The following is a 24,075-nucleotide window of genomic DNA, read 5'->3' as shown; positions in this document are numbered from 1 at the left end:
CTCGACGCCCGGTGGGCGCGGTCATGCTCCCGCGGTGCCGGGGTGGGGGGAAGAGGTGCCGGGTCCGTGCGGTCAGCCGGAGCCGGCCGGTGAGCGCCGGGGGACGAGCAGATCCGCGTAGTCGTCGGGCAGCTCGGTCAGCAGGCCGGCCAGGAGCGCGTCGTCGACGACCTCCACCAGCGCCGACAGCACCGCCCGGGCGTGCTCACGGGCCTGCAGCGGATCGGTCTGCAGGCGTTCGGCGAGCACCTCGAGGAACGCTTCGGCGGTGAGCCGGCGGGGTGCGGTGCGCGCGGCGCGGCCGCGCTCGAGGGCGGGGCGCAGGTCGTCGGGCAGCTGCTGCGCCAGGGCGCCGACCTCCCTGTCGGGCAACCGCTCGGCGAGCACCTCGAGCACACCCTCGGTGACCCGCCGCGCCTCCTGGCCGTCCGGCCCGCCGCGGGCGGTGACGAGCTGCACCAGGTCCCGGCCCGCGCTCACCGGGCGCTGGGAACGCCAGGGCGACGACAGGAGCCCGGCGAAGTCCGCCGGCAGCTGGGCGACCGCGTCCTCGACCTCCGTGGACGGGACGACCAGCCGCAGCGCGTGCAGGACGACGGTGGTGTGCGCGCGGGCGGCGTCCTCGTCGGCCTGCTCCCGCCCGGCGACGCGACGCAGGAACTCGTCGAGCTCGAAGGACTCCGCCTGCCGGTTGCGCAGGGTGGCCGTGCCGGGCAGGAAGCCGTCCGGGGGTTTGAGCTGCTGGGCCAGGTCGTCGGCCTGACCGCCCGAGAGGCGCTCGCTCAGCGTGGTGAGCACGGCCTGCGCAACCCGCTCGGCCGATCCCCGGTCCAGGTCTGCCCCCAGCTGGACGGCGGTGATGAAGCGATCGAAGGCGTGCACGGCAGGGTCTCCGTCCCGCTCGGTGTCCTCAGGCCCAGGGGCCGACCAGCTCCCGGTACTCCTGCGGCAGCTGGGACAGGACGTCGTCGAACTCCCCGGGGGTGACCGCCTCGCGCACCGTGAGCAGAACGGCGGCGGCGCCGGTCCGGGCCTCGGCGGGGTCCACGTGACCCCGGGCCGCGACGCGACGCACGAACTCGTCGACGTCGAACGCCTCGGCCTCCTCCCGCGGGGGGCGCAGCCACTCCTTGAGCTCTGCCGGCAGCTGGGCGGCCAGGTCCTCCGCTTCACCGCCGCTGATCCGGTCGGCGAGGACCTCGAGCGTGGCGTGTTCGATCCGCTCGGCCATCTCCTCGGGCACGCCGGCCCGCTGGGCCGCGGTCCTGGTGAACGTCTGGTAGTCCAACGCTGCGCCCTCCGAGCCGCTCGCGACGCCGTCGTCGGCGTCTGTCGACGCTAGGGCCGCCCGGCGGCCGTGCGCATCGGTCGATCCGCCGATGCCGAGGCGGTTGACCGCTCTCCGCCGCCGGTTGGACACTGGCGGCCCGCGGAGGGAGCCTTCGATGGCGTGGAACCTCAGGGGCAGCTACGTCGAGACCTGCTCGTGCGAGCTGATGTGCCCGTGCAACCTCAGCCTGGACCACGGCGCCACGTACGACTTCTGCCGGGTCACCCTGGTGTTCAGCATCCGCACCGGCGAGGTGGACGGCACCGACATCGGCGGCCGCCGGGTGGCGCTGATCGCGGACACCCCGAAGGTGATGACCGAGGGGAACTGGCGGCTTGGGGTCTTCGTCGACGACCAGGCGAGCGAGGAGCAGTTGGACAAGCTGGTCCAGGTCTTCGGCGGGCAGCTCGGCGGCCCGATGGCCGCACTCGCGCCGCTCGTCGGCGAGGTGGTCGGGGTCGAGCGGGCGGCGATCGAGGTCCGGGACGACGGGCTGCGGCACAGCGTCCGCGTCGGGGACGTCATCGACTTCGAGGTCGAGGACATCGTGCCGTTCGGGAAGGAGGACGGCCGGCCGGTCCGGTTCGACGGCATGTTCCACCCGGTCGCGCCGGACCTCACGATGGCCGAGGCGCGACGCTCCCGGATCGATGCCTTCGGCATCCGCTACGAGGGGAAGACCGGCCTGTCGACCGCCGAGTTCTCCTGGTCGGGCTGACCGGAGCGCCTCGGTGCAGCAGCGACTCCGCCCCGGCGAGAGCCTCGCCCCGGCGTTCGCCGCGGCCCGCGTCCGGCTGGGGCTGGTCGCGCTGCTGTTCGCCCTCGCCGCCCTCGGGTGGTGGTGGACGGTCGACCGGATGCGCGGCATGGACACCGGTCCGTGGACCGCGCTGGGCTCGCTGGGCTGGTTCCTCGGCGTGTGGGTCGTGATGATGGCCGCGATGATGTTCCCGTCGGTGTCGCCGACGATCGCGCTGTACTCCCGGATGACCCGGCAGCGCTCACCGCTGTCGCCGCTGCTGTTCGCGGCGGGGTACCTGCTCACCTGGACCGCCGCCGGGGTGGGCGCATTCGTGCTCGCGGCGGTCGCGGCCCGGATCTCCGGCGGGGCGCTGGCGTGGGACCGCGCGGGCCGCTGGGCCGCCGGTGTCACGCTCCTGGTCGCCGCGGTCTACGAGCTGACCCCCCTCAAGGACGTCTGCCTGGGCAAGTGCCGCAGCCCGCTCGGCTTCCTGCTGGGGGCGTGGCGCGACGGCCGCTGGGGCGCGCTCCGGATGGGTGCGAACAACGGCGCCTGGTGCGTGGGCTGCTGCTGGGCGCTGATGGCCTCGCTCTTCGCGCTGGGCGTCATGAGCGTCGCCTGGATGGCCGTCGTCGCGGGGCTGATCGCCGTGGAGAAGACCCTGCCGTGGCGCCGGGTGGCCACCTGGGGGACGGCGGCGTTCCTGTTCGTCCTCGGCGTGCTGCTGCTCGCCGTCCCCGACGCCGTCCCCGCCCTCACCGTCCCCGGGGACGGGGGAATGGGCGGGATGACCCCGATGGGGGCGCGGTGAGGCCGCCGCCGGTCGTGTGACGGTCCCGCGCGGTGGGCAGAACCGCTCTGTGATGCATCTCGATGCCCAGCCGGCGCCGGTCCGCCCCTCCCGGCGCGGGGAGGGACCGGTCTGGGACGACGGGAACGGCGAGCTGCTCTGGGTGGACTCCGCGGCCGGCCAGGTGCGCTGGGCGCGGGTCGACCCGGCGGGCGCGGTGGGCGACCAGGCGATGCGGCCGGTCGGCGAGCCGGTGGCCGCGGTCACCCCCACGACGGGCCCCGGCTGGCTGCTGGCCACCAGCGGCGGGTTCCGCTACCTGGCTCCGGACGGGCAGGTGACCTTCCTGCTGGACCTGTCCGGGGAGGGCGCCGGGCGGACCCGGATGACCGACGGTGCCTGCGACCGGGCCGGCCGGTTCTTCGCCGGCACGACGGGCCTGCAGGGGGAGCCGGGGACGGGCTCCCTGTACCGGGTGGACCTCGACGGGCTGATCAGCGTCGCCCTCACCGGGCTGACGGCCAGCAGCGGGATCGCCTGGTCACCGCAGGACGACGTCCTCTACCTCGCCGACTCCGGCGCGCGCACGGTCACCGCCTTCGACTACGACGTGGACCTCGGCACGCTGGGCGAGCCGCGGGTGCTGCTCGAGTTCGCCGACGACGAGCCCGGCACCCCGGCCGGCCTGGCGGTGGACCGGGAGGGTCATCTCTGGATCGCCCTGGAGGGCGCCGGGGAGGTGCGCCGGTACAGCACCCGGCGGGGGCTGGAGGAGATCGTGCGCGTGCCGGTGACCGGGACCTGCGGCTGCGCCTTCGCCGGCCCTCTGCTGGACACCCTGGTCGTGACCACGGCCGCCGAGGGGCTCTCCGACGACCAGCGGGCGCAGCAGCCCGACGCCGGCCGGCTGTTCACCGCCCGCATCCCCGACGTCCTGGGCCGGGCCTCCTCGCCCTATCGGGGCCCGCTGCGTGACCTGAGAGAGGTCTAGCCGCCGGCCAGGCGCGCGTCCAGGTCGAGCAGGGCGGCGCGGAAGCAGCCCAGCGGGGCCTCGGCGACGCCGGCGCCCACCTGACCGGCGGGGGCCCGTGTCAGAAGCTGGCGATCCGGCTCCGGAGAGCAGCGGCGGTGGCCTCGCGCGCGTCGGCGTCGGCGCAGGGGAGCGCGTCGGGCTCGTCGGGGTCCTCCTCGACCTCGCCGGTGCCGAGGTCGAGGAGCACCCGCCGGACGGCGTGGGTGACGGCGCGGTAGGCGTCGTCGGGCGCGGTCGTGACCAGCACGCCCCGGCCGCTCGCGGACGCCACCTCGAGCCGGGAGTAGGGGCGGAACGGGTCGCCCGCGGGGTCGCCGGCCTCCTCCACCACCACCCAGGCGGCGCCCGCGGTGCGGCCCTCCCCGAGCCGGCGCAGCCGCCGCCGCGCGGCCTGCTCGCCGCGCAGCTCGCGGTAGCGCAGCGCCAGCGCGGCGCGGGCGAGCAGCTCCAGGTCCAGACCCGCCGCCGGGACGCCGCTGTCGTCGACGGCGGCGGCGACCAGCTCCGGCCCCCGCTCGGCCGCCGCGACCAGGGCGCTCGTGCCGGGGCCGAGCAGCCGCAGGCGGTCGGCGGTCGCGCGGACCAGCCGGACGATCCGCTGGTAGACCTCCGTCTGCTCCAGGACGACCGGGTAGAGCCGGGCCTCGGCCTGCTCCCAGGAGGCGGCCAGCAGGGTGGGCACCGGGCCGTCGTCGGGGTCCGGCGCACCCGGAGCCGGCCCGGCGAAGGGATCCGGCGGGACGGCGTCGGTGCTCATTGCGCTCCTCCGGGCAGGCGGTAAACCATCATCAACATGCCGTCTCCTATCCGACGCGGCCCGGTGGGGCCCGGCGCGGAGCGGGACCGGCCGGGGCCTGCCGGGCGCGGAGCGGACCGGCCGTGATGCAGCCGCGAGCGGGCACCGCTGTCGTCGCCGTCGGGGGCAACGCCCTCACCCGGCCCGACCAGCGCGGCACCGCCGAGGAGATCGCGGCGAACGCGGCGGACATGGCCGCGGCCCTGGCGGGGCTGGTGCGGGCCGGCCGGCGGGTCGCCGTCGTGCACGGCAACGGCCCGCAGGTCGGCAACCTGGCGCTGCAGCAGGAGGCGGCCACCACCGTGCCGGCGCAGCCGCTGCACCAGCTCTCCGCGATGACCCAGGCCCAGCTCGGCGGCGTCCTGGTCCGGGCGATCGACGCGGAGTGCGGCGCCGGGCTGGCCGTCTGCGTCGTCACGCACGTCGCCGTCGACCCCGCCGACCCGGCCTTCACCCACCCCACCAAGCCCATCGGCCCGTTCCTCGACCGGACGGCGGCCGGGGCGCTGGCCCGCGAGCGCGGCTGGACGGTGGCCGAGGACGCCGGCCGCGGGTGGCGCCGGGTGGTGCCCTCGCCGCGGCCGACCGGCATCGTCGAGCTCTCCGCCGTCCGCATGCTGCTCGCCGCCGGCGCCGTCGTGCTCGCCGCGGGCGGGGGAGGGATCGCCGTGGACGGCGGGTCGATGGCGCCGCTGGACGCGGTCGTCGACAAGGACCTCGCCGCCGCCGCGATGGCCACCGCGGTGCGCGCCGACGAGCTCTACCTGCTCACCGGCGTCGACTGCGTGCTGCTCGACCACGGCACCCCCCGGCAGCGGCCGGTGCACCGGCTCGACCCCGAGCAGGCCGCGGAGCACCTGGCCGCCGGGCAGTTCCCGCCCGGCAGCATGGGGCCGAAGATCACCGCGGCCCTGGCCTTCGTGCGCGACGGCGGGCACCGCGCCATCATCACCTCCGCGCGGCTGCTGCGGGCCGCCGCCGAGGGCGTGCCCGGCGCGGGCACCCAGATCGAGCGCTTCCCGGTCCCGGTGGTGAACGTGCCATGACCGTCCGCGGCCTGCGGGTGCACCGCGCCACCCACCTGACGGTCTACCCCGCGCTCGACCGCGCCCCGGCCTGGTGAGGCCATGGAACGGCCCCGCTGCAGGGGCCCACCGCGAGCGTGCGAGCGGTGGGGAGCAGCGGGGTCCTTCTACTGCGGGCGCAAGGCCATCCAGAGGGCGACGGCATCGGCGCTGCCGGGGTTGCGCCAGAAGTGCGGCTGCACGGTGCGGAAGTGCAGCGAGTCGCCGGGGCGCAGGCAGTAGCTCTGCCCGTTGACGTCGAACTCCAGCTCGCCCTCGAGCAGGTACACCAGCTCCTCGCCGGGGTGCTCCATCGCCCGCTCACCGCTGCTGGCGCCGGGGACGACGGTGGCCCGCGCACCGGCCAGGAAGAACCGCCCGTAGGCGCCGCTGATCCCGGCCAGGTCGATGCCGGTGTGCGAGGTGAGGATCGGCCGCTGCTCGCCGTCGCGGATGAACACCGTCGGGTCGGCGGGCACCCCCTCCTCGTCGACGAAGTAGGCCACCGGGCGGCCGAGCGCCCCGGCGAGTTTGAGCAGGGTGGTGATCGTCGGGACCATGCCGCTCTGCTCGATCTTGTGGATCGCGGCGGCGGAGACGTCGGATCGGGTGGCCAGCTGCTGGAGGGACAGACCGGCCTGCTTGCGCAGCGCGCGCAGCTTGGGGCCGATCCCCGAGACGATGCGGGTGAGGTCCTCGGTCATCTCTCGCCCTTCGCGCGCGGCCGTCGTCGGGCCCCTTGACGTCACTGGGCGGCCTGCTGAGGATAGTGCACGCCTCGTTCTCCATGCTGAACGGCACAGCGGGTCCCATCCCGCCGAAGGAGGCCCTCGTGGCCGAGCGCACCAGTTCACGGCGCATCGTGATCGTCGGGGGCGGGGCCGCGGGCATCGGCGCCGCGGGTGCGGCGCGGGGCACCGACCGGGACGCCGAGATCACCGTCTACACCGAATACGAGGACGCCGCCTACAGCCCGTGCGGGATCCCCTACGTGCACGGCGGTGAGATCCCCGACTTCGCCCGGTTGTTCCTCGGCACCAAGGAGCAGTACGCCGACGCCGGCATCGACATCCGCTACCGGACCCCGGTGCGGGCGATCGACCCGCGCGGGCGCAACGTGCGCGTCGGCGACGGCCCCCCGGTGCCCTACGACGCGCTGGTGATCGCCACCGGCTGGGACTACGGCCGGCCCGACGTCCCGGGTGCCGACCTCGCCGGCATCTACTACATGAAGAACATCCGCGAGGCGATGCGGTGGCACGAGGTGCTCGAGGAGGTGCGCAGCGCCGTCGTCCTCGAGGCCGGCCCGCTGGGCATGGAGATGGTCACCGCGCTGTGCCACCGCGGCATCGAGACCCACCTGGTCGACCCGGGCCCGTGGGCGCTGTCGATGGCCACCGACCCCGACATCGTCGCGCCGGTGGAGGAGTCCTGGCGGGAGATGGGTGCCTGGCTGCACTTCAACACCAAGCTCGAGGCGATCCGCGGCGACGGGAACGGGCAGGTGCGCGCCGTCGCCACCACCGACGGCGAGATCCCCTGCGATCTGGTCGTCGTGTGCACCCACAAGGAGCCGCGCACCGACCTCGGTGCGGCCGCCGGGCTCGCCGTCGGCTCGGCCGGCGGGTTCGCCGTCGACGAGACGATGGCCACCTCGGTGCCCGGCATCTGGGCGTCCGGGGACTGCGCGGAGATCCCGCACGGGGTCAGCAACGTGCCGATCCAGGGGCTGTCCGGCAGCCACGCGTACGCGCAGGGCAAGGTCGCCGGGGTCAACGCCGCCGGCGGACGGCGGGCCTACCAGCCGGTGTACGTGCCCTGGGCGATGGTCGCCGGCACGTGGATGATCGGCGGGGTCTCCTTCAGCGAGACGCTGGCGACCGCGCTGGGCATCCCGTTCGTGACCGGCCAGGCGCAGGGCATCTCCCGCGCCCGCTACTACCCCGACGTGAAGCCGGTCATGGTCAAGCTGCTCGCCGAGCCCGACCGGCTGCGGCTGATCGGGGCGCAGATGGTGGGCGGAGAGGGGATCAAGGAGCGGGCCGACTTCCTGGCGATGGCCGTGCGCACGGGCATCACGCTGCGCGACCTGGCCACGATGGAGAACGTCTACTCGCCGCCCATCGGGGCGCTCAACGAGCCGATCGCGCTGGCCGCGCAGGACGCGCTCGCGCGGCTGGGGAGCTGACATGGGGCTGGCCCGGCGGGTGCGCGCGGTCTCCGAACGGCAGCTGATGACCGCCGCGCAGCGCGACGTCGCCGCGCGGCTGGGCACGCTGCCGCCGCTGCCACCGCGGGGCGTGGACCGCTTCTGGCAGCAGGTCTACGTCCCCGTCTACCACCGCCTCCCCTGGAAGCTGCGCGCGGCGGTGATGCAGGCGATGCCGGGCAGTCACCGCCGGACCTGGCACCCGCCCGAGCAGGGGAGCGGCCCGGCCGTCTGACGACCTGCACGAAGGAACTGTCACCAGGTAGCCACCGAGTCCAGGAGGACCCGTCATGAGCACCAAGACCGTCGACATCCCCAGGGCGCAGGAAGGCGACGTCCTCTACGACCTCGAGGAGAAGGTGTTCCCCGACGTCCAGGCCGAGCCGGGGCAGAAGGCGTTCGTGTTCATCCACACCGTCCCGTTCGAGGGGTCGGTGGCGCTGGTGAACCTGAAGACGTCGACCCGGCTGGTCCGCAAGGGCTTCGACGTGCACATCGTCCTCTACGGCCCCGGTGTGCTCCTCGGCTCCCGGACCCGCGGCTTCCCGTCGGTGGGCACCGAGGGGTTCCCCGGCAACCTCGCGGTCAACGAGCAGATCAAGACGCTGCTCAAGGAGGGCGCCAACGTCTACGCCTGCCGCTTCGCGATGGGCGCGCTGTACGGCTTCCGGGAGGACGACCTCATCGACGGGATCAAGGCCTTCCACCCGCTCGACGTCCTCGACTCGGCGCTGACCGCCTGGAAGGAAGGCGCCTTCCAGCTCAACACCTGGACCGTCTGAGAAAGGACCCCCTGCCCCCACCGCTCGCACGCTGGGGACGGGTCCCTGCAGGGGGCCGCCGCGAGCGTGTTCCAGGAGGGAACCGCGATGGCACGCGTGCACGACATGGGCGGCCGGACCCGCTACTTCGGGCCGCTCCCGCCGATCGACCCCGACGAACCGGTCTTCCACGAGGTCTGGGAGGCGAGGACCTTCGCACTCGCACTGCTGGCCAACCGGGTCTCAGGGGCCAACCTGCACGCCTTCCGGCACGCGATCGAGCGGGTGCCCGAGGAGGAGTACCTGTCGGGGTACTACCAGCGGTGGCTGGCCAGCGCCGAGCTCCTGCTGCTCGACAGCGGCATCCTGGCGCCCGGCGCGGTCGAGGCCCGGGCCCGCCGGCTCCAGGGGGAGGAGGTCGGCGAGCCCCCCGTACCGGAGCCGCACAAGCCGGGCATGCCCAGCGGCGGCCCGGGCAACCTGCGCACCGTCGAGGCGGCACCGGCATTCGCGGTCGGCGACCCGGTGACCGCCCGGGCCGACGAGCCCGCGCCGCACACCCGGCTGCCGGGGTACGCCCGCGGGAGGACCGGAACCGTCGTGGCGCTGCGCCCGGCCCAGGTCTTCCCCGACACCGCCGCGCAGTTCACCGGGGAGAACCCGCAGCACGTCTACGAGGTCCGGTTCGACGCCCGGGAGCTGTGGGGCGCGGACGCCGAACCGGGCAGCGTGACCGTCGACCTCTACGAGAGCTACCTGGAGCGCGCGCGATGACCGACCTGCGGCAGACCGCCGACCCGACGCTGAGCCCGGCGCTGCGCGTGGAGGCGCTGGAGTCGCTGCTGCTCGAACGCGGGCTGGTCGACAGCGCCACCGTCGAGACGTTCATCCGCACCTACGAGACCGCGGTCGGGCCGATGAACGGGGCAAAGGTCGTCGCGAAGGCCTGGAGCGATCCGGAGTACCGGCAGTGGCTGCTCGAGGACGGCACCGCGGCGATCGCCTCGCTGGGCTTCAAGGGCCCACAGGGCGAGCACATGGTGGTGCTGGAGAACTCGCCGACGGTGCACAACGTCGTCGTCTGCACCCTGTGCTCCTGCTACCCGTGGCCGGTGCTCGGGCTGCCGCCGTCCTGGTACAAGGACCCGGCTTATCGCTCGCGGGTGGTCAAGGAACCCCGGGCGGTGCTGGCGGAGTGGGGCACCGAGCTGGGGCCGGACGTCGAGCTCCGGGTCTACGACTCCAGCTCGGAGGTGCGGTATCTGGTTCTGCCCGAACGCCCGCCGGGTACGGAATCGATGTCGGAGGAGGAGCTGGCCGCGCTGGTCACCCGTGACGCGATGGTCGGCGTGCGGAAGGTCGCGGCGCCGTGACCACGCCGACGCTCGATCTCGACATCGAGGGCCCGGCGGCGCCGCCGCGCTCGAACGGCGAGCTGGTCTTCGCCGAGCCGTGGGAGGGGCGGGCGTTCGGGCTGACCATGGCCCTGGTGCACGGCGGCACGATCTCCTACGGGGCCTTCCGGGCCGCGCTGATCGAACGGATCGCGGCCTGGGAGGCGGACCCGCCGCCGGGGGAGGAGTTCCGCTACTACCGCTGCTGGCTCCAGGCCCTGGAGCAGGTGACGGCCGGAGCGGGGCTGGTCTCGGCGAGGGACGTGGAGGAGAGGTCCGCGGCCTTCGCCCACCGTCCGGCCGGGCACGACCACCGGCACGACTCCGCCGGCTGATGGCCGCCGCCCCGGAGCGCGGCGGGACGAACACCGCCGTCGCCACCTGGGAGGGGGCTGTGCTCGGTGCAGGCCGTCGCGGACGCGCCCGGCATCGAGGTGCGCCTGGCCGACCCGGTCACCGCCCGCGAGGACGGTCAGTCGGTCTCCTCCAGCAGCGCGGTGTACTCCCGGGGCAGCTCGGAGAGCACGTCCTTCCACTCGTTGCCGGTCACCGCGTCGCGCAGCGTCTGGAACACCGCCCGCACGCCGGCCCGTGCGGCGTCGAAGTCGACGAGGGCGCGGTCGGCGACGCGCTGGATGAACACCTCGAGGTCGAACGGCTCGGCCTTCTCGCGCTCCGGCTGCAGCCACACGTCCACCCCCGGTGGCAGCTGCAGCGCGAGGTCGCGCGCCTGGCCACCGCTGATCCGCTGGGCGAGCACCTGCAGCGTGGCCCGGGTGAGGATCTCGGCCATCTCCGTGTCTGAGAGGGGCATGGCGTCCAGGCGCCGGGACGCCGGGACGCCGGCGCGCTGGCGAACGAGCTCGATGAACTGGTCGTGGTCCACGCGGCGCCTCCCCTGGGAGTTCCCGACACCCCGCTGCGTACCCGGCGAGCCCGGCCCCGAACGCGATGCGTCCCGCCGCCCGAGCGCCGTGCCGCTCGATTGCCTGGTGCTCGGCCTGCGGCGGGACGAGCGCGGGGCGATGGCGTTCGACGTCGATCGGCCGCCCCACGCTGAGCGCGGCGGGCGGTGTCAGGCGTCGTGCCGCGGCGCGGGCTCGGCGGTGGGAGCGAAGGCCGGGTGCTGTGCAGCCAGTTCGCCGGCCCGCCCGATGCCGGACAGCGGGCTCCAGGGGAGGTACGTGTCGGCGTTCCGGCGGGCAACCGCGGTGAGGCGGGCGGTCAGCGTGGACAGGGCGGTGCGCATCTGGATCTCCTCGCTCGTCGTCAGGTTCCACTGAGGGCAGCGGTGCGCGAGGAGGCGCTGTTCCGGCTCTCCGCCGTGAGGGCGCTTACCCCTCCCGGTGCGCCGGTGCCCGGGAACGGGAACGGGAACTCAGGCGGGCCGGCCGCGCAGCTGCCGCAGCAGCCGGACGAGCGCGTTGGTGGAGGAGTCCGCGTCGTAGGTCGGGGCCGTGTCGGACTGCAGCTTGGGCGCAAGCTGCTGGGCGAGCACCTTGCCGAGCTCGACGCCCCACTGGTCGAAGGGGTTGATGCCCCAGACGACGCCCTGGGTGAAGACCCGGTGCTCGTAGGCGGCGACGAGCTGGCCCAGCACGTTCGGGGTCAGCTTCGGCGCGACGATGGCGTTGGAGGGATGGTTGCCGGCCATGACCTTGTGCGGGACCACCGCCGGGTCGGTGCCGTCGGCCGCGACCTCCTCGGCGGTGCGGCCGAAGGCGAGCGCGGCCGGCTGGGCCAGGAAGTTGGCCAGGAGCAGGTCGTGCATCCCGTCGAGGTCGTGGTGGGGCTGGGCGAAGGCGAGGAAGTCCGCCGGGACGAGGTGGGTGCCCTGGTGGAGCAGCTGGTAGAAGGCGTGCTGGCCGTTCGTCCCGGGCTCGCCCCACACGATCTCCCCGGTCGGCACGTCGACCGGGGTGCCGTCGAGGGTCACCGACTTCCCGTTGGACTCCATGCACAGCTGCTGGAGGTAGGCCGGGAAACGTGCCAGGTAGAGGGAGTACGGCAGCACCGCGGAGGTCTGCGCGCGGAAGAAGTCGATGTACCAGACGGAGATCAGCCCGAGCAGCGCCGGCAGGTTCTGCTCCCAGGGCGCCGTCCGGAAGTGCTCGTCGATGGTCGCGAAGCCGTCGAGCATCTCCTGGTACCGCTCCGGGCCGATCGCGACCATGAGCGACAGGCCGATCGCCGAGGTGAAGGAGTACCGGCCGCCGACCCAGTCCCAGAACTCGAACATGTTGGCCGGGTCGATGCCGAACTCGGCGACCTTCTCGGCGTTGGTCGACACCGCCACGAAGTGCGCCGCCACCGCGTTGTCGTCGCCGCCGAGCCCGTCGACCAGCCAGCGCCGCGCGGCGGTCGCGTTGGCCAGCGTCTCCTGCGTGGTGAACGTCTTGGAGCAGACGATGAACAGCGTGGTCGCCGGATCGAGGTCGCGGGTGGCCTCGGCGAGGTCGGTCGGGTCGATGTTGGACACGAACCGGAAGGTGCGCGACCGGTCGGAGTAGTCGCGCAGGGCGGTGTAGGCCATCGCCGGCCCGAGGTCGGAGCCGCCGATGCCGATGTTGACCACCGCGCGGATCGGCTCCCCGGTGTGCCCCCTCCACGTGCCGTTCCGGACGCGCTGCGCGAAGTCGGCCATCCGGTCCAGGACCCGGTGGACGTCGCCGGTCACGTCCTGCCCGTCGACGACGAGCACCCGGTCCCGCGGCGCCCGCAGTGCCGTGTGCAGGACGGCGCGGTCCTCGGTGGTGTTGATGTGCTCGCCGCGGAACATCGCCTCGGTGCGCGCCCGCAGCCCCGCGCGCTCGGCCAGCGCGGCGAGCAGGCGGAGGGTCTCGCCGGTGAGCCGGTTCTTGGAGAAGTCGAGGTGCAGGTCGCCGGCGCGGCAGGTGAATCGCGTGCCCCGTTCGGGATCCTCCGCGAACAGGTCGCGCAGGTGTGCATCCCGCACCTGGAGGTGGTGGTCGGCCAGCGCCTTCCACTCCGGGGTCCCGCTGATGCCCATGCCGCCCTCCTGGTCCGTCCCGCCCGAGCCGTACCGGGCAGCCTCTCGCAGATTCGCCGGTGGGGCCTGCGGGAGCCGGCTCAGACGTCCCGGGTGACGACGTGGGTGACCGGGAGGTGGAACGCGTGCTCGAGGCGCCCGGGCAGGTCGTGGTGCAGCCAACGGGACAGCCGCGCGGGGAGGGTCGAGACGATGATCTCGTCGAACTCCCGGTCGCCCATGGTGTCCTCCACCGCCCGCATGGGATCGGAGTCGGCCACCGTGCCGCTCACCGTCGCGCCCGCGCCGGTGAACTTCTTCACCGCCGCATCGAGCTGCACCTGCGCCAGTCGGCGCGCCTCCTCCGGGGGCCCCGGCAGGGTCAGCACCCCGCCCATGACCGGCATCGGGATCGCCACGGCGTTCTGTGCGAGGTCCTTCACCGGCGTCGCCGGCACGACGAGCCAGAACTCCGAGGGCCCGGCGGCCACGCGTTCCCGGACGAGCTCCATGAGCTCGTCGCTGTCGAGCGTCTGGTTGGCCACGATCAGATACCGGTGCATGGCGCCTCCCGGGCGAGCGCGCGGACACCGGTGGGCGTACGGCGCCACCGGGCCGACGGCGGCACGCTACCGCTGTCCGGGCGCGCTGAGAACGGTTGCCGGCGCAGCCGGGAACCCGCTGGGGCGGGGCGGCCGGGTGTAGGAACGCGCGCATGAGCGAACCCGACCGTCCACTCTTCCTCGTCGTGACCATCAAGCCGCGCAAGGACCGGCTCGAGGAAGCCGAGGCGCAGCTGCAGTCGATGCGTCGCAACACCCTGAACGAGCCCGGCTGCGTCTTCATGCACCTGACGCAGCCGCAGGACGACCCCGACAACTGGGTGATGCTGGAGATGTTCCGGTCCCGCGCGGCGTGGGACGAGCACATGCAGCAGCCCTACAACGTCGAGGGCAACAAGATCCTGGAGAGCCTGCTGCGCGAGCCCTCGGAGCTGCGCCTGCTCGACGAGAAGTAGCCGCCCCGGCCGGTCCGGACGGGGAGTCCGCAGGGACGTCGCGCCGTCCGTGGCTGCGCCTCTGGAAGGGAACGCGAGCGGCCGCTATCGTCGCTCACACGCCGTGTGACCCACGACACACCCACGTACCCCTGTCCAGGGGGCGGGGAGGGGTGGTCCGAATGGCACGAGTGTCCGTCGTGCAGACGAGACCGGAAGCCGGGGGCGCACGGAAACCAGGGTTGGTCTATCCCGGCCTGACGCTCCCCTTCATCCTCGTCGTCACCTGCTTCGCCGCGTGGGGATCGGCGGCCAACCTCACCGACGTCCTGGTGGGCGTGTTCCGGCACATCTTCTCGATGTCGAACTTCCAGTCGGCACTGGTGCAGTTCGCCTACTACGGCGCGTACTTCTCCCTCGCCATCCCCGCGGCGCTGATCAACAAGCGGTTCGGGTACAAGGCCGGCGTGCTCACCGGGCTGGGCCTGGCCACGCTCGGCGGCCTGCTGTTCTTCCCGGCGAGCTGGCTGCTCGAGTACGGCTTCTTCCTGATCGCGCTGTTCGTGCTGGCGGCCGGCCTGTCCATCCTCGAGACCTCGGCCAACCCCTTCGTGATCGCCATGGGCCCGGAGGAGAGCGCCACCCAGCGGCTGAACCTGGCCCAGGCGTTCAACCCGGTCGGCGCGAACATCGGTGTCCTGCTCGGTGCCGTGGTGATCCTCCCCAACATCACGCCGGAGGCGGAGAAGGCCTCGATGACGGCCGACCAGCTGGCGCGGGCGCAGGAGCAGGACCTGTCCCTGGTGCTGGGGCCGTACGCCGGGATCGCGCTCGCGCTCCTGGTGATCTGGATCTTCATCGCCCTCCGCAAGATCGACGTCCCGGACGAGCACGCCCACTTCGGGCTGGAGGAGAGGGGGACCGGGGCACTGGGCCGCCTGTGGCACAACCGCCACTACCGCTACGGCGTGGTCGCCCAGTTCCTCAACGTCGGCGCCCAGGTCTGCGCGTGGACGTTCACCATCCAGTACGCCCAGGACGTGGTGGGCGTGCCCACCGGCTCCTCGGGGTGGTACCTGCAGGCCAGCCTGCTGCTGTTCCTCGTCGCCCGGTTCGTGATGGTCTACCTGCTCGGCATCTTCCGGCCGACGCGGCTGCTGTTCGTCATGGCTGCGCTGGGGGTGCTGTTCTGCCTCGTCGCGGTGTTCTCACCGAACAGGGTCGGGTTGATCGCCGTCGTCGGGATCTCGCTGTCGCTGTCGCTGATGTTCCCGACGATCTACGGCGTCGCCCTGCAGGGACTGGGCAGGGACACGAAGTTCGGTGCAGCCGGGCTGGTCATGGCCATCCTCGGCGGGGCCTTGATGCCCATGGTCCACGGCAAGGTCATGGACGCCTTCGGCGCGGCGGAGGCCTTCGTCGTCCCCGCTCTCTGCCTGGCCGGCGTGGCGCTCTACGCGCTGTTCGACCTGCGGACCGCACGGCACACCGGCCCGCTCGTGGCCGAGGGCGCCGCGCACTGACCGGCGTCCCCGGACGCCGGCGCCCGGCGGGCGGGCACGGACCGGCGGTGTCCGTCCCGCCCGGTGCACCGGTACGTCGTCGGAAGGGGAGTGGGGCCGATGTTCGTCGTCGTCGGGGAAGCGCTCGTCGACCTGGTCGGGCAGCGGGGCGGCCGGACCCTGGTCGCACATCCGGGCGGGAGCCCGGCCAACGTCGCCCTCGGGCTGGCCCGGCTGGGCGACCCCGTGACGCTCATGACCCGCCTGGGTCGTGACGCGTTCGGGGACATGGTCACCGAGCACCTGCAGACCAGCGGTGTGCGGATCGCCGGCGGGCCGGCGGAGGGCACGTCCACGAGCCTGGCGGTCGCCACCCTGGCCGCCGGGATCGCGAGCTACGACTTCCGCATCGACTGGGACATCGGGGCGCTGGAGCCCCTGCCCATCGAGACCCGCGCCCTGCACACCGGTTCGCTGGCCACCGCCCTGCCCCCGGGCAACGCCCACGTCGAGGACCTGATGGAGCGGGAGCAGCGGCGGGGCCGGGTGACCATCTCCTACGACCCCAACGTGCGCCCGGCGCTGCTCGGGACACCGGAGCAGGCGCGTCCAGGCATCGAGCGACTCGTCGCGCTGTCGGACGTCGTCAAGGTCAGCGACGAGGACCTGCGCTGGCTCTACCCCGACCGCGAGGACGAGGACGTGGCCCGGGAGTGGCTCGGGCGAGGTCCCGTCCTCGTCGTCGTCACCCGCGGCGGCAAGGGCGTCCATGCGGTGACCGACGACCTGGAACTGCGCCGCCCGGCGACACCGGTCGATCTCGTGGACACCGTGGGCGCGGGCGACTCCTTCACCTCCGGCCTGCTCGACGGGCTGCGGCGTGCCGACCTGATCGGCGGCGCCCGCCGGGACGCGCTCGCCGCCATCGACGAGTCCACGCTGATCAGCATCCTGGACGAGGCCTCCCTGGTGGCCGCGATCACCTGCTCCCGGCCGGGCGCGAACCCGCCCACCCGCGCCGAACTCGAGGCGGAACAGGCCCAGCGCGCGGCGGCCGCGGCATCCGTGCCGCCGGTGACGCCGCGCGCGGCGCCGGGCGTCACCGTCCCCTCCGCTACGCAGGGCCCCACGCAGCACCGCACCTGACCACCCGCGCGACCGCCCGGGTCGCACCCGAGCGAGGGAGACACCGATGGCCCAGACAGCAGGCTTCCGTGGCGCGATCTTCGACGTCGACGGCGTCCTGGTCGACTCGCCGCACGAGCTGGCCTGGCGGGAGGCGTTCAAGGCGCTCATGGAGAGCGAGTGGCGGGACATCCGGGACCGGACCAGCTGGACCCCCGAGCGGTTCACGCCGGGCGTCTACCAGGAGGTCATGGCCGGTAGGCCGCGCATGGAGGGTGCCCGCGCGGCCATGGAGCACTTCGGGGTGCCCGACATCGACGCGCGGATCGAGCAGTACGCGGCCGCCAAGCAGGAGCACGTCGTCAAGCTCATCGAGGAGGGCCGGTTCATGGCCTTCCCGGACGCGCTGCGGTTCATCCTCGACGTCAAGTCCATGGGCATCCGCGTGGCGGCGGCGTCGTCCTCGAAGAACGCCAAGCTCTTCCTGGAGCGGATCCGCCTGGACCTGTTCGCCGCGGAGCAGCGGATCGACTGCGACTTCGTCCACGAGGGCATGACGCTGCTCGAGCTGTTCGACGCCGACATCTCCGGGCGGGACTTCCCGCGGGGCAAACCGGACCCGACGATCTTCCTGACCGCCGCCGAGGAACTCGGCATCAACCCGGCCGAGTGCTTCGTCACCGAGGACGCGAGCAGCGGCATCCAGGCCGCGAAGGCGGCCGGGATGGCCGCGCTCGGCGTGGCCCGGCTCGACGACCGCGACCTGCTGGTCGAGGCGGGCGCGGACCTCGTCGTCACCACGCTGGACGACGTCTCGCGGCGCGCGCTGGCCGAGGGCCGGCTCGAGGAGCGCCGGGCCGCCGGCGAGATCAGGAGGCGGCTCACCCAGCAGCCGCCCAGCGTGTGGACGCTGGTCTACGACTCCTTCGACCCGGCCCGGCAGGGGCTGCGGGAGGCGCTGCTGGCGCTGGGCAACGGGTACTTCGTGACCCGCGGTGCGCTGCCCGAGGCCCGGGCCGACGACGTGAACTACCCCGGCACCTACGTTGCCGGCCTCTACGACCGGGCCGTGACCGAGGTGGCCGGCCGGCAGGTCGAGAACGAGGACCTGGTCAACGTCCCCAACTGGCTGCCGCTGCGGTTCCGGATCGAGGGCGGGGAGTGGTTCGACGCCCGGCGTCCCGGCGTCCTGGACCACCGCTTCGAGCTGGACATGCGCCGGGGCGTGCTGACCCGCGACCTCACCTGGCAGGACGCCGAGGGCCGGCGGACCAGCATGACCCAGCGCCGGTTCGTCAGCATGAAGGACGAGCACGTCGCCGGCCTGGAGACCACCTTCACGGCGGAGAACTGGTCGGGCCGCCTGGAGGTGTCCTCCGGACTGGACGGCCGGGTGGTCAACGCCGGGGTCAAGCGCTACCGCGACCTCAACGGCCGCCACCTGCAGCTGCTGGGGCAGGGGCAGGTCGACCCGGAGACCATCGACCTGGAGGCCGAGACCCTGCACTCGCACGTGCGGATCGCGCTGGCCGCGCGGACCCGGGTGCTGCGCGACGGGCAGCGGGTCGACGCGCCGCGGCGGCTGGTCGAGGAGCTCGGGTACGTCGCCCACGACCTGACCCTGGACCTCGAGGAGGGGCGCCCGACCAGCGTGGAGAAGGTCGTCGCGCTGTACACCTCCCGGGACCGGGCGATCTCGGACAGCCGCACCGACGCCCAGCTGACCGTGGGCACCGCCGAGGACTTCGGCCGGCTGCTCGTCCGCCACGAGGGCGCGTGGAACAGCCTGTGGAACCGCTTCGACATCGAGCTCGACAGCGCCAACGAGTGGACCGAGACGGTCCTGCACCTGCACATCTTCCACCTGCTGCAGACCGTCTCCCCGCACACGCACCACCTGGACGTCGGCGTCCCGGCGCGCGGCTGGCACGGGGAGGCCTACCGCGGGCACGTCTTCTGGGACGAGATGTTCATCTTCCCGTTCCTCAACTTCGAACGGCCCAGCCTGGCCAGCGCGCTGCTGGACTACCGGCACGCGCGGCTCGGGGTGGCCCGGGCGGCGGCCCGCGCGGCGGGCTTCGACGGCGCCATGTTCCCGTGGCAGAGCGGGGCCACGGGGCGGGAGGAGACCCAGGAGGTCCACCTCAACCCCAAGTCGGGGCGCTGGCTGCCCGACCACTCGCACAACCAGCGGCACGTCAACATCGCCGTGGCCTACAACGTCTGGCAGCACTACATGGTCACCGGGAGCACGTCGTTCCTGCGCTTCACCGGCGCCGAGCTGCTGATCGAGATCGCCCGGTTCTGGTCGAGCATCGCCACCTACGACCCGGCGCAGGACCGCTACGAGATCTCCGGCGTGGTGGGTCCGGACGAGTACCACGAGGCCTACCCGGACTCCGACGAGGCGGGGCTGCGCAACAACACCTACACCAACGTCATGGCGGTGTGGGTCCTGCAGCGGGCGCTGGAGACGCTGGAGGTGCTCCCGCCGCACTACCGGCAGGAGCTCGTCCAGGAGCTCACCATCCGCGAGGACGAGCTCGACCGCTGGCAGGACATCACGAAGAAGATGAAGGTCGTCTTCCACGCCGACGGGGTCCTGACCCAGTTCGAGGGCTACGAGCAGCTGCCGGAGTTCGACTGGGAGGGCTACCGGGAGCGCTACGGCAACATCCAGCGGCTGGACCGGCTGCTGGAGGCCGAGGGCGACAGCACCAACCGGTACAAGCTGGCCAAGCAGGCCGACGTCCTCATGCTGCTGTTCCTGCTCTCCCGCGACGAGCTGCGCGGGCTGCTGCACGGCCTGGGGTACGAGTTGAGCACGGAGCAGCTGGCCCGGACCGTGGACTACCACCTGGAGCGGACCTCGCACGGGTCCACGCTCAGCGGTGTGGTGAGCGCCTGGGTGCTGGCGCGGTACCGCCCGGAGGAGGCCTGGCGCTTCCTCCAGCACGCGCTGGAGAGCGACATCTCCGACGTCCAGGGCGGGACGACGGCCGAGGGGATCCACCTGGGCGCGATGGCCGGGACGGTGGACATCGTGCTGCGCTGTCTGACCGGCATGCGGGCCCTCGGGCCGGTGCTCCGCTTCGACCCGGCGCTGCCGACGGAGGTCAAGCAGCTGCGGTTCAGCGTCCACTACCGCGGTCAGCGGGTGGACGTCGACCTGGGCGAGGACCGCATCCGGCTCAGCGCGCGACCGGGCGGTACGACCCCGGTCAACCTGCTGGTGCGCGGGCAGGCCGTGGAGCTCGCGCCCGGGCAGGAGCGGGAGCTCGTGCTGGAGAGCGCACCGTGACCGCGGGCACGGCCACGCCGGAGCAGGTGGCCCGCGAGCTGGCCGGGCGGGCGGGGGAGGTCGCCCTGGGGCTGGACTTCGACGGCACGCTCAGCCCGGTGGTCGACGACCCGCAGGCGGCCCGGCCGCTGGCGGGGATCGTGGACCTGCTCGGCCCCCTCGCGGACCGGTTCGCCGCCGTTGCCATCATCTCCGGCCGGCCCGCCCCGTACCTGGCCGAGCACGTCGGCGCCCCCGGTGTCCGCTACCTCGGGCTGTACGGGCTGCAGGAGGTGCACGAGGGCGAGGTGCGGGTGGACCCGCGGCTGGCGGCGGCCCGCGCTGCGGTCGGTGCCGCCGCCGCTGCGCTGCGGGACTCCCCGGCCGTGCGCGACAGCGGCGCCTGGCTGGAGGACAAGGAGTACTCGATCGCGGTGCACACCCGCCGGGTCCCCGACCGGGACCGGTGGACCGACGAGATCGACCGGACCGCCCGGCGGATCGCCGAGGAGCACGGGCTCGAGATCGTCCCCGGGAAGATGGTCTGGGAGCTGCGACCGCCGGTGCGCGGCGACAAGGGGGACGCCGTCCGCCGGGTGGTGGACGAGTCCGGCGCGCGGGCGGTCGTCGTCATCGGGGACGACCTCGGTGACCTCCCGGCCTTCGCCGCGGTGACCGAACTCGCCGCCGCCGGCGTCGACGGGCTGCGGGTGGCCGTGCGGTCGGCGGAGTCCCCACCCGAGCTGCTGGCCGGCGCCGACCTGGTGCTGGAGGGGCCGGAGGGCGTGCTCGAGTTCCTCCGCCGGCTCGCCGCCTGAGCACCCCCGGGGCGCGTCACCGGGGCGGCGGCACCAGAGCGGAGAGGTCGCGGATGTAGACGGCCGTGCCGTGCCCGAAGCCGGAGACCAGCGGCTGCAGGCGGGGGACGACGGCCTCGACCAGGGTGTCGGTGCGGTCGCGGACCGCCCGGGCCAGCGTGGCCGGCGTCGCCGGCCGCCAGACGGCGTCCCCGGACAGCGACACCGCCAGGACGGTGGCGACCAGCGCGAGCAGCGGCACCGTGCTCAGCGCCAGGGGCAGGCCCAGGTGCTCGGCCGCGAGACCGACCATGGGTGGGCCGCCGAGCAGCCCCGTGTAGCCGACGGTCGTGGCCAGCGCGATGCCCCGCGCGCCGTCCAGGACGCCGGCCCGGGCGATGGCCAGCGGGAAGACGTTGGCCAGTCCCAGGCCCACGACCACGAAGCCGGCCACCGCGACCGGCGCGGAGGGCGCGGCGACCAGCACCACCCCGCCCGCGGCGGCGAGCACCGTGCCGCGGGTGAGCAGCCGGCGCTCCCCCACGAGGGCCAGCAGCCGGCTCCCGGCGAGGCGGCCGCAGGCCATGGCCAGGGAGAACCCGGCGTAGCCGGCCGCGGCCAGCGTGGAGGAGGCATGCAGCTCGGTGCGCAGGTGCAGCGCGCCCCAGTCGGACAGGGCGCCCTCCCCGAAGGCGGTGCACCCGGCGATCGCGCCGAGGACGACCAGGACGGCAGTCGGCCGGCCCGGCCCCGGCTCGCCGGCAGCCTCTCGCGCCGGGGCCGGGGAGCCGGCCGCGGCGAGCAGCGCCGGCGCGACCCCCGCGGTGACCACCAGCCCGAGGGCCGCGACGAGCACCAGGTGCGCGGCGACACCGAGGACCGCGGAGCCGAGACCGCCGAGCAGGGCGCCGGCCAGCCCGCCGATGCTGAAACCGGCGTGCAGGGCGGACATGAGCGGCCGGCCGGTGCGCGCCTCGACCTGGACGCCGACGGCGTTGGCCGCCACGTTCACCGTGCCGTTGGCGGCGCCGAAGACGAACAGGGCCGCGCACAGCGCCGGTATCGACGCCGCCAGGCCGGGCAGGACGAGCGCGAGGGACAGCAGCAGCGCTCCGGCCGTGCTCACCAGCCCGGGGCCGAGCCGGGCGCACAGCCCGCCGGTCACCTGCATGGAGGCCAGCGCGCCGACGGACAGGCACAGCAGGGCGAGTCCGAGCGCGCTGTGCCCGGCGCCGACCTGCGCGGCGACGTCGGGCACCCGCGCCGCCCAGCTGCCGAAGACCGCTCCGTCGAGGACGAAGACGGCGGCGACCGCGCGGTGCAGCCGCGGCAGCGAGGGCCCGGGGGCCGTCGAGGCCGACCGGGCCAGGACGGTCACCGGGGAGAAGGCACGCGACAGCAGGTCAGTGGTGCGCATGGACACACCTCTCGGGGGTGGGCGCGACCACCGCGTCGACAGGTGGCTGCGAGCGGGCGGGAAGAGCACACGACCTCGGGCACCCGACGACCACGGTGCCATGCCCCCGCGCCCGCCCGCGCGGGCTGCCGGTCGTGAGTGTGGTCACACCCTCATCGAGGGCCGTCGGCCCCTGGCTCCGCCGGGGCCCGCGGTGCAGGGTGGGTGCGGCGCCCGTGGCCGGCAGGGCCGGCGAGCCCGAGCGGTGCGCCGGGGAGGACGCGATGAGCGAGATCCCGCAGTGGCACCTCGTGGGGGACTGGTTCGACGTCTGCAGCTGCAGCGTCCCCTGTCCGTGCACCTTCGCCCAGCCGCCGACGAACAACCACTGCCAGGGGATCCTCGCCTGGCACATCCGGGAGGGCAGCTTCGGCGACGTGCGGCTGGACGGGCTCAACGTGCTCGCCGTCTCGGAGTTCGAGGGCAACGTCTGGGTGGAGGCGGACGTGGCGATGGGCGTCTTCCTCGACGACCGCGCCGACGAGCCGCAGCTGCAGGCGCTGCAGACGATCTTCGGCGGTCAGGCCGGGGGGTGGCCGGCCATGCTCGCCGGGCTGGTCAACGATCCCCGAGGGGTCGTGTCGGCGCCGATCACCGTGGAGGTGGCCGAGGACCTGTCCACCTTCCGGGCCGAGGTGCCCGGGAGCGTGCACGCCACGGCCGAGGCGCTCAGCGGACCGACCACGCCGCCGGGTGCGCGGGTGCAGCTGCACAACGCCCCCGGCGCCGAGGTCGGCCCCGGGCAGGTCGCCACGTGGGCGGTCGGGACGAGCGAGCGCGTCGAGACGCCCGGTTTCGGCTTCGCCTGGGAGTGGGGCGGCCGGTCGTCGAAGCACTTCCCGTTCGACTGGCGCGGCCCGGACGAGTGACCCCCGACGCACCAGCACGGCGGGCACCGATGGCGCGAGGTCCTCGCACCTACGCCATCTGGAACTGGGCCTCGATCCGGTTGAGCCAGGACGAGGAGGCATCAGTTCACGGGCGATAGGGCTCCGTGGCATAGCGAGCCATGATCCCGAGAACTTCGGACGGGTTCAGCATGCCGTCCGGCCCAGGACGCAGATCCTGCAGGTCACGGAAGTACCCGAGGTAGCGCTCCGGCGTGACGGTGCAGAGCAGGGTGGCAGGGGCGTCTGCGTCGGCGTTGCCGAAGGTGTGGGGATCGCCGATGGGCGCGGTGACCAGGCTGCCCGCGGGGGCGAGCAGTTCGTCGGTCCCACTCATGAACAGGACCGTTCCGGTCACGACGTAGAAGGTTTCGTCGTGCGCGCGATGGGTGTGCTGAGGCGGCCCCGGCCAGCCCGGCGGCAGGTAGCACTCGGCGACGCCGAACCGCTTGTCGACGCTGGTGCCGTCCTCCAGGATGCGGAACCGGACCGGGCCGGCCGGGAACTGCTCGCCTTCGCCCGGCGCGGTGACCGTGACAGTCATGCGTCCTCCCTCGTCGAGAGGGCCGTATTCGATCACTCGGGATGAGGGCGTTGGGCCCTTCAGGGCGCCGCCCCGGGCGAACGTTGCCCGACACGGCATCGAGAGGAGGAGCCACGATGACGCAACCCCTGGAACACCTGTCGTTCGACACGCCCGATGAGGCCCGTGAGGGTGACAACCGGCGCCTCGAGCTGCTCCACCTCGCCGGGGGCGCCCAGGTCGGCCGGATCACGGTCCGGCCCACCGTGTCACCGACGTCGTGGCTCGGTGCACCTAGACGAGTAAGAAGACGTTTCATTAGTTCGGCGGTAGGCGGCGGGCGCAGATCAGCGTGACGGCGAGTCGGGCCAGCGCGGTGATCGTGGTTGCGGTCCGGTCG

At 73.7% G+C, this 24,075-nt stretch carries 26 protein-coding genes; 16 read left to right on the top strand and 10 right to left on the bottom strand.

Going from position 1 to position 24,075, the window contains the following annotated elements; all coding sequences use genetic code 11:
* Nucleotides 1-72 precede the first annotated feature (72 nt).
* Complete coding sequence (locus BMZ50_RS12450; protein ID WP_091324885.1) at nucleotides 73-882, bottom strand: DUF2267 domain-containing protein; 810 nt, start codon at nucleotides 880-882, stop codon at nucleotides 73-75.
* A 28-nt stretch (nucleotides 883-910) separates the two neighbouring features.
* Entirely contained in the window at nucleotides 911-1,288 is a 378-nt protein-coding gene (locus tag BMZ50_RS12445) for a DUF2267 domain-containing protein (protein ID WP_091324883.1), read from the bottom strand.
* A 157-nt stretch (nucleotides 1,289-1,445) separates the two neighbouring features.
* Here BMZ50_RS12445 and BMZ50_RS12440 point away from each other — a divergent pair, with 157 nt between their 5' ends.
* From BMZ50_RS12440 to BMZ50_RS12430, 3 genes are read left to right on the top strand one after another with little or no spacing between them, the layout of a single operon-like run.
* Nucleotides 1,446-2,048, top strand: coding sequence for a DUF1326 domain-containing protein (locus BMZ50_RS12440; RefSeq protein ID WP_091324881.1), 603 nt, complete (start codon nucleotides 1,446-1,448; stop codon nucleotides 2,046-2,048).
* Between the two features lie 13 nt (nucleotides 2,049-2,061).
* Nucleotides 2,062-2,883: a DUF2182 domain-containing protein gene (locus BMZ50_RS12435; RefSeq protein ID WP_245753611.1), complete on the top strand. Its 822-nt coding sequence runs from the start codon at nucleotides 2,062-2,064 to the stop codon at nucleotides 2,881-2,883.
* Nucleotides 2,884-2,935: 52 nt separating this feature from the next.
* Nucleotides 2,936-3,853 carry an SMP-30/gluconolactonase/LRE family protein gene (locus tag BMZ50_RS12430; RefSeq protein WP_091325414.1) on the top strand — a complete coding sequence of 306 codons (918 nt, stop codon included), beginning with the start codon at nucleotides 2,936-2,938 and terminating at the stop codon, nucleotides 3,851-3,853.
* A gap of 100 nt (nucleotides 3,854-3,953) precedes the next feature.
* Here the strand turns inward: BMZ50_RS12430 and BMZ50_RS12425 are convergent, their stop codons facing one another.
* A complete protein-coding gene (locus BMZ50_RS12425; RefSeq protein ID WP_091324876.1) occupies nucleotides 3,954-4,652 on the bottom strand; it encodes a hypothetical protein in 699 nt (232 codons plus the stop codon).
* A 125-nt stretch (nucleotides 4,653-4,777) separates the two neighbouring features.
* Between BMZ50_RS12425 and BMZ50_RS12420 the strand changes: the two genes are divergently transcribed.
* Nucleotides 4,778-5,737 (top strand): amino acid kinase family protein, encoded by a 960-nt coding sequence (locus tag BMZ50_RS12420; RefSeq protein WP_091325412.1) that lies wholly within the window; start codon nucleotides 4,778-4,780, stop codon nucleotides 5,735-5,737.
* A 146-nt stretch (nucleotides 5,738-5,883) separates the two neighbouring features.
* Here BMZ50_RS12420 and BMZ50_RS12415 read toward each other — a convergent pair whose 3' ends face one another.
* Nucleotides 5,884-6,459 carry a cupin domain-containing protein gene (locus BMZ50_RS12415; RefSeq protein WP_091324875.1) on the bottom strand — a complete coding sequence of 192 codons (576 nt, stop codon included), beginning with the start codon at nucleotides 6,457-6,459 and terminating at the stop codon, nucleotides 5,884-5,886.
* A gap of 128 nt (nucleotides 6,460-6,587) precedes the next feature.
* Here BMZ50_RS12415 and BMZ50_RS12410 point away from each other — a divergent pair, with 128 nt between their 5' ends.
* The 6 genes from BMZ50_RS12410 to BMZ50_RS12385 all read left to right on the top strand — a co-directional run bounded on the left by BMZ50_RS12410 (nucleotide 6,588) and on the right by BMZ50_RS12385 (nucleotide 10,454).
* Nucleotides 6,588-7,943, top strand: a complete 1,356-nt coding sequence (locus BMZ50_RS12410; protein WP_218146222.1) for an FAD-dependent oxidoreductase — start codon at nucleotides 6,588-6,590, stop codon at nucleotides 7,941-7,943.
* A 1-nt stretch (nucleotide 7,944) separates the two neighbouring features.
* Entirely contained in the window at nucleotides 7,945-8,199 is a 255-nt protein-coding gene (locus tag BMZ50_RS12405; protein ID WP_091324872.1) for a hypothetical protein, read from the top strand.
* Nucleotides 8,200-8,254: 55 nt separating this feature from the next.
* Nucleotides 8,255-8,746: an MSMEG_0572/Sll0783 family nitrogen starvation response protein gene (locus BMZ50_RS12400; protein WP_091324870.1), complete on the top strand. Its 492-nt coding sequence runs from the start codon at nucleotides 8,255-8,257 to the stop codon at nucleotides 8,744-8,746.
* Nucleotides 8,747-8,833: 87 nt separating this feature from the next.
* Entirely contained in the window at nucleotides 8,834-9,499 is a 666-nt protein-coding gene (nthB, locus tag BMZ50_RS12395) for a nitrile hydratase subunit beta (RefSeq protein ID WP_091324866.1), read from the top strand.
* Nucleotides 9,496-10,098, top strand: coding sequence for a nitrile hydratase subunit alpha (gene nthA, locus BMZ50_RS12390; protein WP_091324860.1), 603 nt, complete (start codon nucleotides 9,496-9,498; stop codon nucleotides 10,096-10,098). The genes nthB and nthA overlap by 4 nt, the downstream gene beginning before the upstream one ends.
* Nucleotides 10,095-10,454, top strand: a complete 360-nt coding sequence (locus BMZ50_RS12385; protein WP_091324858.1) for a nitrile hydratase accessory protein — start codon at nucleotides 10,095-10,097, stop codon at nucleotides 10,452-10,454. The genes nthA and BMZ50_RS12385 overlap by 4 nt, the downstream gene beginning before the upstream one ends.
* 137 nt (nucleotides 10,455-10,591) lie before the next feature.
* On the opposite strand, the gene BMZ50_RS12380 is transcribed toward BMZ50_RS12385, so the two are convergent.
* The 4 genes from BMZ50_RS12380 to BMZ50_RS12370 all read right to left on the bottom strand — a co-directional run bounded on the left by BMZ50_RS12380 (nucleotide 10,592) and on the right by BMZ50_RS12370 (nucleotide 13,671).
* Nucleotides 10,592-11,005, bottom strand: a complete 414-nt coding sequence (locus BMZ50_RS12380) for a DUF2267 domain-containing protein (RefSeq protein ID WP_091324856.1) — start codon at nucleotides 11,003-11,005, stop codon at nucleotides 10,592-10,594.
* Between the two features lie 189 nt (nucleotides 11,006-11,194).
* Nucleotides 11,195-11,368, bottom strand: coding sequence for a hypothetical protein (locus BMZ50_RS24185; RefSeq protein WP_177212764.1), 174 nt, complete (start codon nucleotides 11,366-11,368; stop codon nucleotides 11,195-11,197).
* 129 nt (nucleotides 11,369-11,497) lie between these two features.
* The gene (gene pgi, locus BMZ50_RS12375; RefSeq protein ID WP_091324854.1) at nucleotides 11,498-13,129 is read right to left on the bottom strand and encodes a glucose-6-phosphate isomerase; all 1,632 of its coding nucleotides are present in this window, start codon (nucleotides 13,127-13,129) and stop codon (nucleotides 11,498-11,500) included.
* Nucleotides 13,130-13,209: 80 nt separating this feature from the next.
* Complete coding sequence (locus BMZ50_RS12370; RefSeq protein WP_091324852.1) at nucleotides 13,210-13,671, bottom strand: hypothetical protein; 462 nt, start codon at nucleotides 13,669-13,671, stop codon at nucleotides 13,210-13,212.
* Between the two features lie 152 nt (nucleotides 13,672-13,823).
* On the opposite strand from BMZ50_RS12370, the gene BMZ50_RS12365 reads away from it, so the two are divergent.
* The 5 genes from BMZ50_RS12365 to otsB all read left to right on the top strand — a co-directional run bounded on the left by BMZ50_RS12365 (nucleotide 13,824) and on the right by otsB (nucleotide 20,830).
* The gene (locus BMZ50_RS12365) at nucleotides 13,824-14,126 is read left to right on the top strand and encodes a putative quinol monooxygenase (RefSeq protein WP_091324850.1); all 303 of its coding nucleotides are present in this window, start codon (nucleotides 13,824-13,826) and stop codon (nucleotides 14,124-14,126) included.
* 221 nt (nucleotides 14,127-14,347) lie between these two features.
* On the top strand, nucleotides 14,348-15,628 hold the full coding sequence (gene fucP / locus BMZ50_RS12360; protein WP_245753610.1) for an L-fucose:H+ symporter permease: 1,281 nt from the start codon (nucleotides 14,348-14,350) through the stop codon (nucleotides 15,626-15,628).
* 99 nt (nucleotides 15,629-15,727) lie between these two features.
* The gene (locus tag BMZ50_RS12355; RefSeq protein WP_091325407.1) at nucleotides 15,728-16,753 is read left to right on the top strand and encodes a carbohydrate kinase family protein; all 1,026 of its coding nucleotides are present in this window, start codon (nucleotides 15,728-15,730) and stop codon (nucleotides 16,751-16,753) included.
* Nucleotides 16,754-16,799: 46 nt separating this feature from the next.
* Entirely contained in the window at nucleotides 16,800-20,033 is a 3,234-nt protein-coding gene (locus BMZ50_RS12350) for an HAD-IA family hydrolase (protein WP_177212763.1), read from the top strand.
* Nucleotides 20,030-20,830, top strand: a complete 801-nt coding sequence (gene otsB, locus BMZ50_RS12345; protein ID WP_091324846.1) for a trehalose-phosphatase — start codon at nucleotides 20,030-20,032, stop codon at nucleotides 20,828-20,830. The genes BMZ50_RS12350 and otsB overlap by 4 nt, the downstream gene beginning before the upstream one ends.
* A 16-nt stretch (nucleotides 20,831-20,846) precedes the next feature.
* Here the strand turns inward: otsB and BMZ50_RS12340 are convergent, their stop codons facing one another.
* Nucleotides 20,847-22,226: an MFS transporter gene (locus BMZ50_RS12340; protein WP_177212762.1), complete on the bottom strand. Its 1,380-nt coding sequence runs from the start codon at nucleotides 22,224-22,226 to the stop codon at nucleotides 20,847-20,849.
* A gap of 263 nt (nucleotides 22,227-22,489) precedes the next feature.
* On the opposite strand from BMZ50_RS12340, the gene BMZ50_RS12335 reads away from it, so the two are divergent.
* Entirely contained in the window at nucleotides 22,490-23,134 is a 645-nt protein-coding gene (locus tag BMZ50_RS12335) for a DUF1326 domain-containing protein (RefSeq protein WP_091325402.1), read from the top strand.
* A 106-nt stretch (nucleotides 23,135-23,240) separates the two neighbouring features.
* Here BMZ50_RS12335 and BMZ50_RS12330 read toward each other — a convergent pair whose 3' ends face one another.
* Entirely contained in the window at nucleotides 23,241-23,696 is a 456-nt protein-coding gene (locus tag BMZ50_RS12330; RefSeq protein WP_091324845.1) for a cupin domain-containing protein, read from the bottom strand.
* Nucleotides 23,697-24,075: the final 379 nt, after the last annotated feature.

It is taken from the genome of Geodermatophilus ruber (assembly GCF_900114385.1).
In the GTDB taxonomy this organism is placed as follows: Bacteria; Actinomycetota; Actinomycetes; order Mycobacteriales; family Geodermatophilaceae; genus Geodermatophilus; species Geodermatophilus ruber.
Note: the sequence above shows the minus strand (reverse complement) of the source record. Positions and strands in the feature narration are given on the sequence as shown.

What these genes read in the sequence shown, in the direction of transcription:
- BMZ50_RS12440 (WP_091324881.1), top strand. Translation starts at nt 1,446, where the DNA reads ATGGCGTGGAACCTCAGGGGCAGCTACGTCGAGACCTGCTCGTGCGAG.
- BMZ50_RS12430 (WP_091325414.1), top strand. Translation starts at nt 2,936, where the DNA reads ATGCATCTCGATGCCCAGCCGGCGCCGGTCCGCCCCTCCCGGCGCGGG.
- BMZ50_RS12425 (WP_091324876.1), bottom strand. Translation starts at nt 4,652, where the DNA reads ATGAGCACCGACGCCGTCCCGCCGGATCCCTTCGCCGGGCCGGCTCCG.
- BMZ50_RS12420 (WP_091325412.1), top strand. Translation starts at nt 4,778, where the DNA reads ATGCAGCCGCGAGCGGGCACCGCTGTCGTCGCCGTCGGGGGCAACGCC.
- BMZ50_RS12415 (WP_091324875.1), bottom strand. Translation starts at nt 6,459, where the DNA reads ATGACCGAGGACCTCACCCGCATCGTCTCGGGGATCGGCCCCAAGCTG.
- BMZ50_RS12405 (WP_091324872.1), top strand. Translation starts at nt 7,945, where the DNA reads ATGGGGCTGGCCCGGCGGGTGCGCGCGGTCTCCGAACGGCAGCTGATG.
- BMZ50_RS12400 (WP_091324870.1), top strand. Translation starts at nt 8,255, where the DNA reads ATGAGCACCAAGACCGTCGACATCCCCAGGGCGCAGGAAGGCGACGTC.
- nthB (WP_091324866.1), top strand. Translation starts at nt 8,834, where the DNA reads ATGGCACGCGTGCACGACATGGGCGGCCGGACCCGCTACTTCGGGCCG.
- nthA (WP_091324860.1), top strand. Translation starts at nt 9,496, where the DNA reads ATGACCGACCTGCGGCAGACCGCCGACCCGACGCTGAGCCCGGCGCTG.
- BMZ50_RS24185 (WP_177212764.1), bottom strand. Translation starts at nt 11,368, where the DNA reads ATGCGCACCGCCCTGTCCACGCTGACCGCCCGCCTCACCGCGGTTGCC.
- pgi (WP_091324854.1), bottom strand. Translation starts at nt 13,129, where the DNA reads ATGGGCATCAGCGGGACCCCGGAGTGGAAGGCGCTGGCCGACCACCAC.
- BMZ50_RS12370 (WP_091324852.1), bottom strand. Translation starts at nt 13,671, where the DNA reads ATGCACCGGTATCTGATCGTGGCCAACCAGACGCTCGACAGCGACGAG.
- BMZ50_RS12365 (WP_091324850.1), top strand. Translation starts at nt 13,824, where the DNA reads ATGAGCGAACCCGACCGTCCACTCTTCCTCGTCGTGACCATCAAGCCG.
- BMZ50_RS12355 (WP_091325407.1), top strand. Translation starts at nt 15,728, where the DNA reads ATGTTCGTCGTCGTCGGGGAAGCGCTCGTCGACCTGGTCGGGCAGCGG.
- BMZ50_RS12350 (WP_177212763.1), top strand. Translation starts at nt 16,800, where the DNA reads ATGGCCCAGACAGCAGGCTTCCGTGGCGCGATCTTCGACGTCGACGGC.
- BMZ50_RS12340 (WP_177212762.1), bottom strand. Translation starts at nt 22,226, where the DNA reads ATGCGCACCACTGACCTGCTGTCGCGTGCCTTCTCCCCGGTGACCGTC.
- BMZ50_RS12335 (WP_091325402.1), top strand. Translation starts at nt 22,490, where the DNA reads ATGAGCGAGATCCCGCAGTGGCACCTCGTGGGGGACTGGTTCGACGTC.
- BMZ50_RS12330 (WP_091324845.1), bottom strand. Translation starts at nt 23,696, where the DNA reads ATGACTGTCACGGTCACCGCGCCGGGCGAAGGCGAGCAGTTCCCGGCC.